Source organism: Curtobacterium sp. Leaf154 (assembly GCF_001424595.1).
GTDB lineage: Bacteria > Actinomycetota > Actinomycetes > Actinomycetales > Microbacteriaceae > Curtobacterium > Curtobacterium poinsettiae.
In genome coordinates this window covers 892,506-906,427 of sequence record NZ_LMOS01000001.1, presented here as the reverse complement: position 1 = coordinate 906,427, position 13,922 = coordinate 892,506, and the positions used below count along the sequence as shown (strand labels likewise).

At 70.0% G+C, this 13,922-nt stretch carries 14 protein-coding genes and 1 other RNA gene; 8 read left to right on the top strand and 7 right to left on the bottom strand.

What is annotated here, in order from left to right; translation table 11 throughout:
- Positions 1-4: 4 nt before the first annotated feature.
- The 7 genes from ASF75_RS04180 to ASF75_RS04150 form a co-directional block, all read right to left on the bottom strand.
- A complete protein-coding gene (locus ASF75_RS04180) occupies positions 5-928 on the bottom strand; it encodes a PfkB family carbohydrate kinase (protein ID WP_056068936.1) in 924 nt (307 codons plus the stop codon).
- Positions 928-2,421, bottom strand: a complete 1,494-nt coding sequence (locus ASF75_RS04175; RefSeq protein WP_056068933.1) for a purine-cytosine permease family protein — start codon at positions 2,419-2,421, stop codon at positions 928-930. The genes ASF75_RS04180 and ASF75_RS04175 overlap by 1 nt, the downstream gene beginning before the upstream one ends.
- A gap of 97 nt (positions 2,422-2,518) precedes the next feature.
- Positions 2,519-3,523, bottom strand: coding sequence for an ADP-ribosylglycohydrolase family protein (locus tag ASF75_RS04170; RefSeq protein WP_056068931.1), 1,005 nt, complete (start codon positions 3,521-3,523; stop codon positions 2,519-2,521).
- The gene (locus tag ASF75_RS04165) at positions 3,520-4,251 is read right to left on the bottom strand and encodes a GntR family transcriptional regulator (RefSeq protein WP_214519717.1); all 732 of its coding nucleotides are present in this window, start codon (positions 4,249-4,251) and stop codon (positions 3,520-3,522) included. The genes ASF75_RS04170 and ASF75_RS04165 overlap by 4 nt, the downstream gene beginning before the upstream one ends.
- An 87-nt stretch (positions 4,252-4,338) precedes the next feature.
- Positions 4,339-5,175, bottom strand: coding sequence for a hypothetical protein (locus tag ASF75_RS04160; protein ID WP_156463764.1), 837 nt, complete (start codon positions 5,173-5,175; stop codon positions 4,339-4,341).
- On the bottom strand, positions 5,165-5,608 hold the full coding sequence (locus ASF75_RS04155) for an RNA polymerase sigma factor (RefSeq protein ID WP_056068926.1): 444 nt from the start codon (positions 5,606-5,608) through the stop codon (positions 5,165-5,167). Before ASF75_RS04155 ends, ASF75_RS04160 begins: the two co-directional genes overlap by 11 nt.
- Positions 5,609-5,893: 285 nt before the next feature.
- Positions 5,894-6,916 (bottom strand): LacI family DNA-binding transcriptional regulator, encoded by a 1,023-nt coding sequence (locus ASF75_RS04150; RefSeq protein WP_056068924.1) that lies wholly within the window; start codon positions 6,914-6,916, stop codon positions 5,894-5,896.
- 68 nt (positions 6,917-6,984) lie between these two features.
- Here ASF75_RS04150 and ASF75_RS04145 point away from each other — a divergent pair, with 68 nt between their 5' ends.
- The 8 genes from ASF75_RS04145 to ASF75_RS04115 all read left to right on the top strand — a co-directional run bounded on the left by ASF75_RS04145 (position 6,985) and on the right by ASF75_RS04115 (position 13,915).
- Positions 6,985-7,872, top strand: coding sequence for a sugar phosphate isomerase/epimerase family protein (locus ASF75_RS04145; RefSeq protein ID WP_056068922.1), 888 nt, complete (start codon positions 6,985-6,987; stop codon positions 7,870-7,872).
- Between the two features lie 2 nt (positions 7,873-7,874).
- Complete coding sequence (locus ASF75_RS04140; protein ID WP_056068920.1) at positions 7,875-8,870, top strand: Gfo/Idh/MocA family oxidoreductase; 996 nt, start codon at positions 7,875-7,877, stop codon at positions 8,868-8,870.
- 45 nt (positions 8,871-8,915) lie between these two features.
- Positions 8,916-10,025 carry a peptide chain release factor 2 gene (prfB, locus tag ASF75_RS04135; RefSeq protein ID WP_017888216.1) on the top strand — a complete coding sequence of 370 codons (1,110 nt, stop codon included), beginning with the start codon at positions 8,916-8,918 and terminating at the stop codon, positions 10,023-10,025.
- 61 nt (positions 10,026-10,086) lie between these two features.
- Positions 10,087-10,842 (top strand): cell division ATP-binding protein FtsE, encoded by a 756-nt coding sequence (gene ftsE / locus ASF75_RS04130; protein WP_017888215.1) that lies wholly within the window; start codon positions 10,087-10,089, stop codon positions 10,840-10,842.
- Positions 10,839-11,753 (top strand): permease-like cell division protein FtsX, encoded by a 915-nt coding sequence (gene ftsX, locus ASF75_RS04125; RefSeq protein ID WP_017888214.1) that lies wholly within the window; start codon positions 10,839-10,841, stop codon positions 11,751-11,753. The genes ftsE and ftsX overlap by 4 nt, the downstream gene beginning before the upstream one ends.
- 127 nt (positions 11,754-11,880) lie before the next feature.
- Positions 11,881-12,357 carry an SsrA-binding protein SmpB gene (gene smpB / locus ASF75_RS04120; protein ID WP_017888213.1) on the top strand — a complete coding sequence of 159 codons (477 nt, stop codon included), beginning with the start codon at positions 11,881-11,883 and terminating at the stop codon, positions 12,355-12,357.
- A gap of 95 nt (positions 12,358-12,452) precedes the next feature.
- Positions 12,453-12,829, top strand: a transfer-messenger RNA (tmRNA) gene (gene ssrA, locus ASF75_RS17250).
- A gap of 162 nt (positions 12,830-12,991) precedes the next feature.
- Positions 12,992-13,915, top strand: a complete 924-nt coding sequence (locus tag ASF75_RS04115; RefSeq protein ID WP_056068918.1) for a hypothetical protein — start codon at positions 12,992-12,994, stop codon at positions 13,913-13,915.
- Positions 13,916-13,922 lie beyond the last annotated feature (7 nt).

The following is a 13,922-nucleotide window of genomic DNA, read 5'->3' as shown; positions in this document are numbered from 1 at the left end:
CGCGTCACACCAGCCCGGCGAGGAGCGCGTCCGTCTCGGCTGCGGTCGGCGCTGTCGCCGGACCGTTCCTGGTGACCGCGAGGGCCGCCGCGGCGTTCGCCCGGCGGACGGCGTCGACGACCGACGCACCACGGGACAGCGCAGCGACGAGCACTCCGCCGTGAGCGTCTCCCGCACCGTTGGAGTCCACCGCGACGACCCGGAAGCCGGGGACCAGCACGGGGGAGGCACCGGGCTCGACGACCCAGCAGCCGGCTGCGCCGTCGCGCACCAGGGCGGTCCCGCGGGCGGCCGCGGCGATCGTGGTGACCGCCTCGGGGAGTCCCGCGGACGTGGGAGCCATGAGTCGCGCCTCCCGTCCGTTGGCGCTGACCACGTCCGCACGCGCCATGACGGGGCCGAGCACCGCCGGGGGCAGCGTGTCGACCAGCGGCGACGGGTCCAGGACGACGCGGACGGAGTCGGGGACACCCCCGAGCCAGTCGGCGATCGCTCGCCCGTTGACGGCGTGCGCGAGGCCGTAGCCGGACACGAACACGGTGTCGTCGGCGACGAGGGCGATCCGGTCGAGGTCGGCGCGGCCGAGCTGCCCCTCTGCGCCGACGCTCGTGACGAAGGTCCGCTCCGTCGAGGCGTCCACGAGTGCGACGCAGTACCCGCTGTCGACGTCGTCGAGACCGGGCTGCAGGACGTCCACGCCGGACGTGGCGAGCGCGCGACGCACCACGTCGCCGAACGGCCCGCTGCCGTACTGCCCCCCGAACGCGACGTCGAGTCCGTCCCGGACAGCGGCGACCATCGTGTTCAGGCCGCCGCCCGCGGTGATCTCCGACGCGGAGGCGATGACGTCGCCGCCCGGATCCGGGATCGCGTCGACGCGCATGACGATGTCGACGATGACGTTGCCGACTGAGACGAGGCGGGGCATCAGGCGCGCGCCCCGGCGTCCGTGGTGGTGGCCGGCTCGTGCTCGGTGAGCCGGCCGCGTGCTCCGCCGGTCAGCAGGTAGACCGCGGCAGCGACGATGAACGTGATCACCCAGCCGAGTCCGTTCGCGCCGATCCAGGTCGCGGAGAACGCACCGACGAAGACGGGGTCCGCGTCACCGACCTGCACCTCGGTGAACAGGAAACCGATCACGATCGCGACGATCCAGGCGGCGAGGGCACCCCAGGCGACACCACCGCGGTACCAGTACCGGCCGCCAGCGCGCAGGTCGAGGAGCGCCGCCGGGTCGTACCAGCGCCGCCGGACCATGTCGGCGGTGAAGACGCCGAGCCACGCGGTGATCGGGACGGCGAGGACGGAGATGAACGTGATGAACGGGGCGTAGAAACCGTCGGCGACGAGCATGAAGTACATCGCGCCGAGTGTGGTGACGACCACGTCGACCGCGACCGCCCACACGCGCGGGACCTTGATACCGAGGGTCAGCGTGGTGAGGCTCGCCGAGTACACGGACAGGTGGTTCGACAGCAGCAGGCCACCGAACGCCGCGATGAGGTACGGGATCGCCATCCAGCTCGGCAGCAGGTCGCGGATCGCAGCGACCGGGTCACCGGCCTGCGCCAGCGTCGGGTCTCCGGCGGAGACGAGCGCGCCGAGGCCGACCAGGACGACGAGCGGGATGCCCGCACCGGCGGCACTCGACGCGATGAGCGCGCCGGCCTTCGACGAGGTGCGGGTGTAGCGGGCGATGTCCGCTCCGGCCGTGGCCCAACCGATGCCGGTACCGGCTGCGATCGTGCCGATGCCGATGACCATCGCGGCGACGGGGCCCGCGGGCTGGGACCCGACGACGTCCCAGTCGACGCGCAGCACGAGGAAGACCGCGACGAACACGTTGAGCGCACCGAACACCCACGTCGCCCACTTCTGGACGGCGACGATGAACGCGTGCCCGAGGCCGGAGACCAGCACCGTGGCGACGACGAACACCAGGATCGCGACGATCGTCAACACCGGGTTCGCCTTCGCGTCACCGCCCGTCCCGAACAGGATCGTGAACAGCGACAGGAGCACGAACGCCGCCGTCGTGGTGTTCACCGTCTCCCAGCCGAGCCGCGACAGCAGCGACACGAACGTCGGCCCGATGTTCCCGCGGACGCCGAACACCGCTCGGCTGAGGGTCAGACCCGGCGCACCGCCGCGGCGGCCGGCGACGGAGATCACGCCGACGACCGCGAAGGACCCTGCGGCGCCGATCACCGCGACGAGCAACGCCTGCCAGATGGTCAGGCCCTGGAACGCGACCAGGGTCGCACCGAGCGGAAGACCGAGGATGGAGATGTTCGCGGCGAACCAGACCCAGAACAGCGCGCCGGGCGTACCGGTCCGTTCGTCGTGGGGCACGGGCTCGATGCCCCGCTGCTCGATCGTCGTCAGCGTGCCGCTGCTGAGCGTGGTGGGCGTGTGGGACATGGTTCGGTTCCTCTTACGTCGTCGGAAGGGTGGTGCGCGAAACCGTGCGTCGGCCTGTCCAGGCGACGCCACAGCGTGGGGGGAAGGGGGAGGCGGGTCAGCTGCCCGCGCGGAGAGTGAGGAGTCCGTCGACGACCCGGTCGAGCCGGAGGTCGTTGACCGTGGTCACGGTGGCGACGGCATCGGCGGGCCAGGCATCCGGCCCGTGGACGGCGCCGAGCACCGCACCGGCCATCGCGGCGATCGTGTCGGTGTCGCCGCCGAGTGCAGCCGCTGCGCAGAGGGTCTGCCACGGGTCGAGGTCGAGGGCGACGAGGGCGAGTGCGGCGACGACGGACTCCTGGCTGGCCACGCTCGTGCCGATGAGCCGCGTGATCGTGTCGATCTGCGCGGACGCGGGCACGGTCGGCAGGTGCTCACGCGCCCACGTCGTCCTCGCAGCGATGTCCGCACCGGCGACCCAGTGGCCGCGCTCCGCGCCGATCGTGGCGGCGGCGACCGCGGCGTCGAGCGCTCCGGACCGCGTCGCCCCGTCGATGCCGGCGCTCACGGCCCCGGCGATCGCGCTCGCTCCGGCGATGCCGAGTCCGGTGTCGTGCGTGACGCGGCTGGCGTCCTGGACGGCGTCGACCAAGCGGACCAGGTCGTTCGAGGGCACGGCGACGCCGACCGGTGTGATCCGCATCGCGGCCCCGTTCGTCGTGCCGGTCGAGCCCGCCTCGGACGCGGGGACGCCGTCGAGGATCCGCTGCACCGCGGTCTTCGTGCTCGGGCCGAGCAGGTCGAGCGAGCCCTTCGCCTCCATCCCGCGCTCCCAGGCGATGAGCGCCTCGGCGAAGCGGACCGGGTCCAGTCGTCCGTTGCCCTCGAGCAGCAGCTCGGCGAGCATCAGGGCCTGTTCGGTGTCGTCGGTGATCGTGCCAGCCGGCATGCCGGTGGCGATGCGCTGGTGCGGTCCGGCGTCGGCGAACCCGGCGATGGCCCCGTGGTCGGCGAGGATCTGCGCGCGGGACATCGACTGGGTCGGCATGCCGAGGGCGTCGCCGATCGCCAGGCCCGTCAGCGCAGCGAGGGCGTGGTCTCGGTGGCGGTGCTGGTTCACGGTGTCCTGTCGTGGGGTCGTGACGTGGTCCCGAAGCGCATGTGCAGTCGGAAGCGGTCGGGGTCGAGGAGGCTGTCGACACGCTCGACGAACGCGCCTTCGGCCGTGCGTGCGATGCGTCGGCTGCGCAGGAACGGCGTGCCCGCGGTGCGGTCGAGCAAGGCCGCGTCGTCGATGTCGAGCGGCACGACGTCGATCCACTGCTCGGCGCTCGCCGGCACCAGACCGGTCTCGGCGATCGTGGCCGTCAGGGAGCCGTCGACGAGTCCGTCGGTGGTCGCGGACGCCAGGCGCCCCAGGTGCGGCACGACGCTGCGCTCCAGGGACACCGGACTGCCACCGACGACGACACGGAGCCGGTCGACCGCGACGAACGTCGCGCTGGCGGCATCGACCTCGGTCTGGAGCGCTGCGTCCTCGAACCGCTCGATGCGCAGGGTGCGGGTCGACACCTCGGTCCCGGAAGCGGCGATGGACCGTGCCCAGCCGCCGCGGGGGTCGAGGGAGGCGCCGTCGAACGTGACGACCGAGCCGATCCCACCCCGGGTGGCGATGTACTCGTCGTCTGCGAGGTCGGCGAGCGCAGCTCGGACGGTGCCACGACTGACGGCGAAGCGCACGGCCAGGTCGTGCTCGCCGGGCAGGCGCTCGCCGGCTCGGTACCGCCCCGTCGCGATCTCGTCGCGGAGCGCGTCGGCGACGAGACGTCGCTTCGAGGTGATCGGCATGCCATGAGCGTACATGTACAAGACCTGTTCAGTCGTGTCTCCGCGCTCAGTGGATGACCGGCCGGTCCGGTCCGGGTGCCTCGACGCTCAGAGGTCGCAGACCGCGGTGGGCAGGTTCTGCTCGGCGCTGACCCACACCGATTCGACGTTCGCCCCGCCCTCGCCGAGTTGGAACGAGACGAGGGCGCCGGGCAGCTGGACGTCCCACCGCGACCAGGATCCGTCCGGTGTCGAGATCCGTTCCGTGAGTGACGGGTACGCGGCCCGGAGTGCATCGGAGCTCGACCCCACACCGATCCCCGCGGCGGTCGTCGGCCCCGCCGTCGTCGTCCGGGCAGAGTCACCCTCGGCGCCGATCAGGACCCCGGTCACGCGGTCGTCCTCCTCGGTGATCCGCAGCGTCGGGCTGCCGTCGCGCGCCCACGTTCCCGGAGCCGTGCACGTGCTCGGCGTCGCGGGCACCAGACGGTACGCCTGCGCGAGGTCATCGCACTCCGCCTCCATGGCGCCGCCGAGCGCGATCGGACCGACCTCGTCGCCCGAGATGGTCCACGAGGACGGGGCGTCGAGCGCGAAGGGGCCCTTGCTCGGGGTCGGGGCAGTGGATCGTGTCGGTGGGGCTGTGGGCTCCGGGGTCTCCTGGACCGGAGCGGACTCCGGGGTGCTGGTCGTGGCCGGTTCGCTGGGCCCCGGCGTGGAGACGGGGGCGGGGTCGGCGGGGAACGGCTGCGGGATCACGCCGAGTGCGACGCCACCACCGGTGATCCCGAGGCCGAGCAGGGCGACGACACCGATGACGATCGCGGCGCGGCGACCACGTCGGCGCGGCGCAGGGCGCTGTTCGGTCGCGCGGGTGAGCACGGTGCGCTTCATCGCGACGAGCATGCGCTGCAGGTCGTCGCCGGAGGGAGGCTCAGTGTTCATCGTGCATCACCGCCTTCTGCAGTCGGGCACGGGATCGGGCTGCACCGCGGGGAGCAGCGTCGACGGTGAGGCCGAGGGCCTCGGCGGCGTCCGCGTAGGAGCGTCCGTCGACGAGGCAGGCTTCGCAGAGGCGGCGGTCGACGGGTGCCAGCGCATCGATCTCGTCGCGGACCCAGCGCAGTCCGACGCGGGCATCGTCCGCGTCGGTGCCTGCGGTGTCGCCGTCACCCGTGCCGGGGCGGCGCGCGTGGTCGCGGCACGCGACGAGCAGCCAGGGCAGCAGGGCGTCGGTCGCCAGGCGGAGCGTTCCGCCGTGCTGCCAGAGCGTGAGGAAGGTGTCCTGCACGATCCGTTCGGCGTCCTCGCTGCTGGAGGCCAGGGCCCATGCGAAGCGGGTCAGGGCGGCCGCGTACCGATCGAACGCGTCAGCCAACGCCGCACGTTCGCCGTTCGCGAGTCGACGCCTCAGTGCTACGTCGGCGTTGGCGCCGTCATCCACGGTTGCCCCCTCTCACCTCAGGAGTGTCGCCAGCGACGCGATCCTGACACAGCGGCGTCCGCCGGCGTGTCGCGCCGCGGGCGGACGCGGGTGGCAGGCCCCCGGTCGACGTCACCGTGACCGGTGTGACGGACCTGCGCCGGGCCTCCCGGTCGGCCGTTTCCCAGCGCGCCGGACAGGCGGGCGCGCTGGGGCACCGCACGGTCGGCGCGTCCGTCGTCAGCGGTCGTCGGCCGTCGGTCTCGGACTGCTCGTCGTGCGCCGCACCACCAGTGACACCGGCACTCGGTGCACGCGCGGCTCCGGCGTTCGGCCGTGCACGCGTTCCCCGAGCCAGCGTGCGGCCTGGGCCCCGATCGCGAAGGTCCCGTTGTCGACCGTGGTCAGCGAGATGTGCCGGATGCTGCCGAGGTACGTGTCGTCGTAGCCGACGAGCGACACGTCGTCCGGGACGGCCAGGCCCAGGTCGTCGGCCGCGGACAACGCGCCGATGGCGACGAGGTCGTTGTAGGCGACGAGCGCGGTCGGACGGTCAGCCATGGCCAGGACTCGTCGGGCCGCCGCGTACCCGCTCTCCTCGCTCATGCCGGCCGGCACCACGACGGCGTCGGCACCGTGGCGGGTCATGGTCGCGCGGAAACCCTGCTCGCGGAGCTCTCCGACGCGCCCCGGGCCGACGAGGTGACCGATCCGGGTGTGCCCGAGCGCGAGGAGGTGCTCTGTCGCGATCGACGCGCCGGCGTGGTCGTCGTTCACGACCACGTCGGTGTGCAGGTCGTCAGGCTCGTAGGTCCCGGCGAGGACCACCGGGATCTCCTGGGCGGCCCGTCGGAGCGCGGCGTCGTCCTCGGTGGTGCCGACCACGACGATCCCGTCGACCTGTTGTCGCAGGAGCATGTCCACGGGGGAGCCGCCCACGCGCCGGGTGGTCGCCGAGTCGACCAGGATGGGTGCCAGCCCGACGGTGTCGAGTGTGGCGGTCAGGCCGGCGAGCAGGTCCACGAACCAGGGGTTCCGCAGGTCGTTCAGCAGCACGCCGACGGTGCCCGTCCGCTGCTCACCGAGGCTCCTGGCTGCGCGGTTCGGTCGGTAGCCGAGTTCGGCGACTGCTCGTTCGACGGCCGCGCGACGAGCGTCACTGACCCCTGGGTCGCCGCGGAGCGCGAGCGAGACCAGCGACTTCGAGACCCCGGCGTGCTCGGCGACGTCCCGGATGGTCGGGGCGTGGTGCGGTCTCGACATGGATGCAGGCTAGTCCTATTCTGGACCGGTCCAGTTCATTCCAGTTCTGTCCAACGAAGCGAGCGCAGATGCCCCCGAAGATCTCCATGAACGTCACGACGACGTTCCACGGCAACGTCGTCCAGGACATCCGACTGGCGAGGGAAGCCGGGTACGGCGGGATCGAGCTGCAGAGCCCGAAGCTCTACCGGTACCTCGACGCCGGCTACGACATCCGGACGCTGCCGCCGCTGCTCGAGGGGCTCGAAGTGACGGGGCTCGGTGCGGTGCTCGACATCGAGCGTCAGGGGGCCGGTCGCGACGACTTCGTGGCGGAGGTCGAGCGCATGTGCGGTGTGGCGACCGCCGTCGGGGCGCCCATCGTGCAGCTGTGCACCGGGCCGGTCGATTCCGCGGTCGTCCGTGACCACCGTGCGGGCCGGCTGGCCGACGACGACACCCGGTACCGGGCGACGCTGGGGCTCGACGAGGACGCAGCGGTCCGCATCACCGGAGCGAACGTCCGTCTGGCGGCGGACATCGCCGCGGACCACGGGCTCGAGGTCTACCTGGAGCCCCTCGCGTGGGCGCACCTCAACCGATGCCGGCACGCGCTGGACATCATCGAGGAGGCCGGGCGCGACAACGTCGGCATCGCACTGGACACCTGGCACTTCTGGACGACCGGGGACACGCTGGCCGAGGTCCGAGCGCTGCCCGCGTCGGTCATCAAGGCCGTCCACCTGTCGGACGGGTTCGACCTGGACCGCGACCGGACGGTTCCCGACCAAGCCGTCCACCGGAACGTCGTCATCGGTGGCGGTGCGATCCCGCTGCAGCAGTGGGTCGACGCGATCAAGGCCACCGGGTACGACGGATGGTGGGTCACCGAGATGTTCTCCGACCGGGCGAACGAACAGGATCCCGCCGTCGTCGCACGCACCATGCACGACCTGACCGCGATCCTGGTGGGCTGATCATGACGCAACGCTTCGCACTCGTCGGTGCCGGCTTCATCGGCGCCGTGCACGCCGCGTCCCTCGCAGCGCACCCCGACGTCGAGTTCATGGGGATCCACGACGTCGACCGTGACCGCGCTGCATCGCTGGCGGCACGGCACGGCACGCGGGTGCTCACCCAGGACGAGGCGTTCGACGCGGCGCAGGTCGACGCGGTCTTCGTCGCTTCCTCCACCGACACCCACGCGCAGCACCTGCACGCTGCCGCCGACGCTGGGATCGCCGTGCTCTGCGAGAAACCCATCGCTGCCGGGTACGCCGACGCGGTCGCGGTGGTCGAGGACGTGCGTGCCAGCGGCGTGCCGGCGATGCTCGACTTCAACCGGCGATGGGACCGTGACCACGCCGAGTTGCAACGCATCGTCGCCGCGGGGGAGATCGGTGCGGTCGAACTCCTCCAGCTCAGCTCCCGTGGCCCGTCCATGCCGCCGCTCGACTACCTGCGGGTCTCCGGCGGCCAGCTCCGCGACCAGACCGTGCACTTCTTCGACCTCGTGCGGTGGATCACCGGCGAGGACCCGGTGACGGTCGCGGTGGCGGGTTCGGCGCTCGTCGACCCGGCCATCCGCGAGTTCGGCGACGTGGACACATCGGTCACGACTCTCACGATGCCCTCCGGCGCGCTCGTGCAGATCGACAGCGTGCGGCGCACCGGCTACGGCTACGACGAGCGCATCGAGGTCATGGGATCGTCCGGACTCGTCGAGTCGCGGCGGAACCACCGCGGGAACGTCGCTCGTTACACCGATGGGCAGATCGTCGCGGACGGACTCCACGACGGCTGGTTCGAGCGTGTGCAGCCCACCTACGCCGCGACGCTCGCCGCCTTCGTCGCGTCGCTCGAGTCCGGATCCGAGCCGCCGGTCTCCCTGGAGGACGGGCTCAGGGCCCAGGCCATCGCCGAGGCGGCCACTCGTGCCCTGTCGTCGGGACGGACGGAGCACATCGACTACTGACCCCCGGTCGGCCGAGTCGGACTCGCGCCGGTAGGATCGATGACCATGGTCGAACTGGACTTCACCGAGCAGCTCTCCGCCCTTCGCGAGACCTTCGGCAACATCCGCTCGGTGGTCGACGTCGACCGCCTGCAGCGTGAGATCGCCGACCTCAGCGAGCAGGCCGGGGCCCAGGACCTCTGGGACGACGTCGACCACGCGCAGCAGGTGACGAGCTCGCTCTCGCACCGGCAGTCGGAGCTGAAGAAGATCACCGACACCGAGCAGCGCATCGACGACCTCGAGGTGCTGGTCGAGATGGCGAACGAGGGCGACGACCAGGAGTCGGCCGACGAAGCCCTCGCCGAGCTCAAGGCGATCCAGAAGATGATCGGCGACTTCGAGGTGCAGACGCTCCTCGACGGCGAGTACGACGACCGTCCGGCCGTCATCACGATCCGTGCCGGCGCCGGTGGTGTCGACGCGGCGGACTTCGCCGAGATGCTCCTCCGCATGTACCTCCGGTACGCCGAGCAGCACAACTTCAAGACCACCGTGATGGACACCTCCTACGCCGAAGAAGCGGGCATCAAGTCCGCGACGTTCGAGATCGACGCCCCGCACGCGTTCGGCACGCTGTCGGTCGAGGCCGGCACCCACCGCCTGGTCCGGATGTCGCCGTTCGGCGCCGCCGGCAAGCGCCAGACGTCCTTCGCGGCGGTCGAGGTCATCCCGCTCATGCCGGAGACCGCCGTCATCGACATCCCGGAGAACGACATCCGTGTCGACGTGTTCCGCTCGTCGGGCCCCGGTGGACAGTCCGTCAACACGACCGACTCGGCGGTGCGGCTGACGCACATCCCGACCGGCACCGTGGTCTCGATGCAGAACGAGAAGTCACAGATCCAGAACCGCGCAGCCGCCATGCGCGTGCTGCAGTCGCGCCTGCTCCTGCTGAAGAAGGAAGAGGAGAACGCGAAGAAGAAGGAGCTCGCCGGCAACATCACGGCGAGCTGGGGCGACCAGATCCGCTCGTACGTCCTGGCGCCGTACCAGATGGTCAAGGACCTCCGGACGGAGCATGAGGTGAACAACCCCTCAGCCGTGTTCGACGGCGATCTGGACGGCTTCATCAACGCCGGCATCCGCTGGCGCAAGCAATCCGTCGCCGACTAGGGGTCCGTGAGCCGCGCGCCTCGCTTGCTTTCCAAGCGGGGCGACCTACCCTGATCCGGTCATGATCAAATTCGACCAGGTCACCAAGGTCTACTCGGGCAACCCGAGTCCGGCGCTCGACAACCTCACCCTCGAGATCCTCAAGGGTGAGTTCGTGTTCCTCGTGGGCGCGTCCGGTTCCGGCAAGTCCAGCTTCCTGCGCCTCGTGCTCAAGGAGGAGAAGCCCACCAGCGGGCAGATCCACGTGCTCGGGCAGCGCCTCGGGTCCCTGGCGTCGCGGAAGGTCCCGTACTTCCGACGCAACCTCGGCGTGGTGTTCCAGGACTTCCGTCTGCTGCCGAACAAGAACGTGTTCGACAACGTGGCGTTCTCGCTGCAGGTCATCGGCAAGAGCAAGGGCTTCATCAGTGAAGCCGTGACCGACGTGCTGAAGCTCGTCGGACTCGCCGGCAAGGCCACCCGCATGCCGCACGAACTCTCCGGTGGTGAGCAGCAGCGTGTGGCCATCGCCCGCGCCGTCGTGAACAAGCCGGCGATCCTGCTGGCCGACGAGCCCACCGGAAACCTGGACCCCACCACGTCCGCCGGCATCATGGCGCTCCTCGAACGCATCAACCAGGGAGGCACCACCGTGCTGATGGCGACGCACGACGCCAGCATCGTGAACCAGATGCAGCGGCGGGTCATCGAGCTCTCGAACGGCACCGTCCTGCGTGACGAGCAGTCCGGCGGCTACCAGACCCAGGCCGTCCCGATCCAGCGAGGCACCGTGTCCAACACCACCGGCATCCAGACGATCCCGGGGCTCATCCGATGAGGCTCGGACTCGTCATGTCCGAGGTCGGCTCGGGCCTGCGGCGCAACGCGTCGATGGTCGTCTCCGTCGTCCTCGTGACCTTCATCTCACTGACCTTCGTCGGTACCGCGATCCTGCTGCAGATGCAGATCAACCAGATGAAGGGGTACTGGTACGACCGGGCGCAGGTCGCCGTCTACCTGTGCACCGACACCGACACCACGGGCAACTGCACCGGCGCGAAGGCCACCGCGGACCAGCGCGAACAGGTCCAGGCGCAACTCGAGTCGTCGACGCTCAAGCCCTACATCGAGAAGACCTACTACGAGAACCAGGACCAGGCCTTCACCCGGTTCAAGGAGCAGTTCAAGGACTCGGCCGCGACGGAGTTCGTCAAGCCGGAGTACCTGAACGAGACCTTCTGGGTCAACCTGAAGAACCCGTCGCAGGCCGATGTCCTGGTCGAGAGCCTGTCGAAGGTCGCCGGCGTGCAGAGCGTCGTCGACCAACGCGGGTACCTGCAACCGATCTTCAACCTGCTCAACGCATCGTCGTACACGGCGATCGGCATCGCGGGGCTCATGCTCGTGGCGGCCGTGCTGCTCATCGCGACGACGATCCGGTTGTCGGCGTTCAGCCGACGGCGAGAGCTCGGCATCATGCGACTCGTGGGTGCGTCGAACCGGTTCATCCAGACACCGTTCGTGCTCGAGGGGGTGATCGCCGCAGCCATCGGAGCCGTCCTGGCCGGCGGCGCGATCACCGCCGTGGTGTGGTTCTTCGTCCGGAACTTCCTGGCGGAGCGCTTCACCGGCACGGCGTTCATCGGCATGGGGGACGCGGCCATCGTGGTCCCCGCGGTGATCGTGATCGGGGTGCTCCTCGCAGCGGCATCGGCATCGATCGCCATCCGTCGGTACCTGAAGGTCTGACGCAGCACAGCATCCGCGAGCGGGCGGCGCGCCGGGAAGGTGCGCCGCCCGCTTCGTGTTGAGTAGTCTGTAGGGCTGCGCGGAACCATCCGGCGCAGTGCACCGGTCACCATCGAGAGGAGTCGTCATGGCGAAGGAACGCGGTGAGAAGATCGTCGCGACGAACCGTCGCGCCCGACACGACTACCTCATCGAGGACACGTACGAAGCAGGCATGGTCCTGTCCGGCACCGAGGTGAAGTCCCTGCGCATGGGGCGTGCGTCACTCGTCGACGGGTACGCCTTCATCGACGGTGGCGAAGCCTGGATCGACGCCGTGCACATCCCGGAGTACACCGAGGGCACGTGGAACAACCACTCGCCCCGACGGAAGCGCAAGCTGCTCCTGCACAAGCAGCAGATCGTGAAGATCTCGCACAAGACGGCGCAGGGTGGCTACACCTTGGTGCCGTTGCAGATCTACTTCCACGACGGTCGGGCCAAGATCGAGATCGCCGTCGCGAAGGGCAAGCGCGAGTTCGACAAGCGCCAGGCCCTGCGCGAGAAGACCGACAAGCGTGAGGCCGAGCGGGCCATGCGCACGCGAAACCGCGTCGGCGAGTAGCGCCGACGCACGTCCTCGGCTAGACTGGGGGACTTCTCCGATCGGGGCATTGGCAACTCAACAGCGTGACAGCGGTTCGCACGTCCGGCCCGCATGGGGATGATCGGTTTCGACATTGCCTGTGTGCCGACGGGAAGCGGGCCGAGGACCCACGGTTATCTCGTTAACGATCCGTGGAAACCAACAAGTGCCAATTCCAAGCGCACTGACTTCGCTCTCGCTGCGTAAGCAGCCCAGCACATGAAGTCCGTCGGCCAGGTGACCGTCCCCTAACCTGATCCCGACGTCATCCAGAGGACTTGCTGCACGGTTGCGCCTCAGGGCCGTGCGGGACTTGCACTGAGACTGGGCCCGTCGTCCTAGAAGCCGGTAGCAAAGGACGGGGCCGAGCAGAACGAACTATCCGGATACGCCCGTAGAAGACGTCGAATTGCAGCGATGGACGGGGGTTCGATTCCCCCCATCTCCACCATTCGCCGAACGACGAACCGCTGTCACGCTGAGCCACCTGAACGCCCCGGCACCGTCCCCTGGACAGTGCCGGGGCGTTTCCTGTTCCGCCACGTCCGAGGACTACGCTGCGGAGCAGGCGCGCAGAACACGCTCGCGTCGAACCCGAACGAGAGGTCAGCACGTGGTGCAGGAGATCGCGATCCGTGTCCGTCTGCGGGAGCAGGAACGAGTGGTGCTCAGCGAGTACGAGCGGATCGTGGGCTCCGTCGCCACGGTCGCCGCCCTCGCCGCCTGGCTGCCGAACCCCGACACCCGACTGGTCGTCCGCGGCCGCGGTGCCGAACCGGTGCGGCTCGAGACCGTCACGTACGGGTCGGTGGTCGAGATGCTCGTCGTGCTCGACCAGCGCTCCGCCGGGGTGGAACGTGCCGCCGCCGCCATCGCCGCGCTCATCGAGTCGGTCCGGCACGAGCACGTCGCCGACGACGTCTCCGGGGTCGCCGGGGAACTCGACCGGCTCGACCGCGCTGCCCCGCGCGGCCGCTCCGTCGTGGAACGCGCCCTGCGGACGTTCCTCGAGGGGGCACGGTCCGACGTCCTCGCGCGCCGGTCCACGACCCGCGTGCGGACCGCACAGGCGCTGCTCCGACTCGCCGAGGCGGACGCGGTGCTCACGGTCGAACGGGTCGCCGATGCCCTGGCGCCGGTGCTCGAGGAGCACGCTGTCGACGTCGAGCTGGACACCGGCTCCGCCGTGGTCGTCGCGCCGATCGACGGGGTGGAGTCGCCGGAGACCGAGGCTGCGCCCGGCGACGCCGACGCCGACGCCTCGCAGGCGGAGACGGAGGCCGTGTCGGCCGTCCTGCCGCTGCCGACGGGTGCGAGCAAGGCGAAGTCGAAGAAGGACGGCGACAAGAAGAAGCAGTCCAAGAAGGACGACGGCAAGAAGAAGCAGTCGAAGAAGGACGACGGCAAGAAGAAGCAGTCGAAGAAGGACGACGGCAAGAAGCAGTCGAAGAAGGACGACGGCAAGAAGCAGTCCAAGAAGGACGACGGCAAGAAGCAGTCCAAGAAGGACGACGACAAGAAGTCCAAGAAGAAGTAGCTCGCGG

What these genes read in the sequence shown, in the direction of transcription:
- ASF75_RS04180 (WP_056068936.1), bottom strand. Translation starts at nt 928, where the DNA reads ATGCCCCGCCTCGTCTCAGTCGGCAACGTCATCGTCGACATCGTCATG.
- ASF75_RS04175 (WP_056068933.1), bottom strand. Translation starts at nt 2,421, where the DNA reads ATGTCCCACACGCCCACCACGCTCAGCAGCGGCACGCTGACGACGATC.
- ASF75_RS04165 (WP_214519717.1), bottom strand. Translation starts at nt 4,251, where the DNA reads ATGCCGATCACCTCGAAGCGACGTCTCGTCGCCGACGCGCTCCGCGAC.
- ASF75_RS04160 (WP_156463764.1), bottom strand. Translation starts at nt 5,175, where the DNA reads ATGAACACTGAGCCTCCCTCCGGCGACGACCTGCAGCGCATGCTCGTC.
- ASF75_RS04150 (WP_056068924.1), bottom strand. Translation starts at nt 6,916, where the DNA reads ATGTCGAGACCGCACCACGCCCCGACCATCCGGGACGTCGCCGAGCAC.
- ASF75_RS04145 (WP_056068922.1), top strand. Translation starts at nt 6,985, where the DNA reads ATGCCCCCGAAGATCTCCATGAACGTCACGACGACGTTCCACGGCAAC.
- ASF75_RS04140 (WP_056068920.1), top strand. Translation starts at nt 7,875, where the DNA reads ATGACGCAACGCTTCGCACTCGTCGGTGCCGGCTTCATCGGCGCCGTG.
- prfB (WP_017888216.1), top strand. Translation starts at nt 8,916, where the DNA reads ATGGTCGAACTGGACTTCACCGAGCAGCTCTCCGCCCTTCGCGAGACC.
- ftsE (WP_017888215.1), top strand. Translation starts at nt 10,087, where the DNA reads ATGATCAAATTCGACCAGGTCACCAAGGTCTACTCGGGCAACCCGAGT.
- ftsX (WP_017888214.1), top strand. Translation starts at nt 10,839, where the DNA reads ATGAGGCTCGGACTCGTCATGTCCGAGGTCGGCTCGGGCCTGCGGCGC.
- smpB (WP_017888213.1), top strand. Translation starts at nt 11,881, where the DNA reads ATGGCGAAGGAACGCGGTGAGAAGATCGTCGCGACGAACCGTCGCGCC.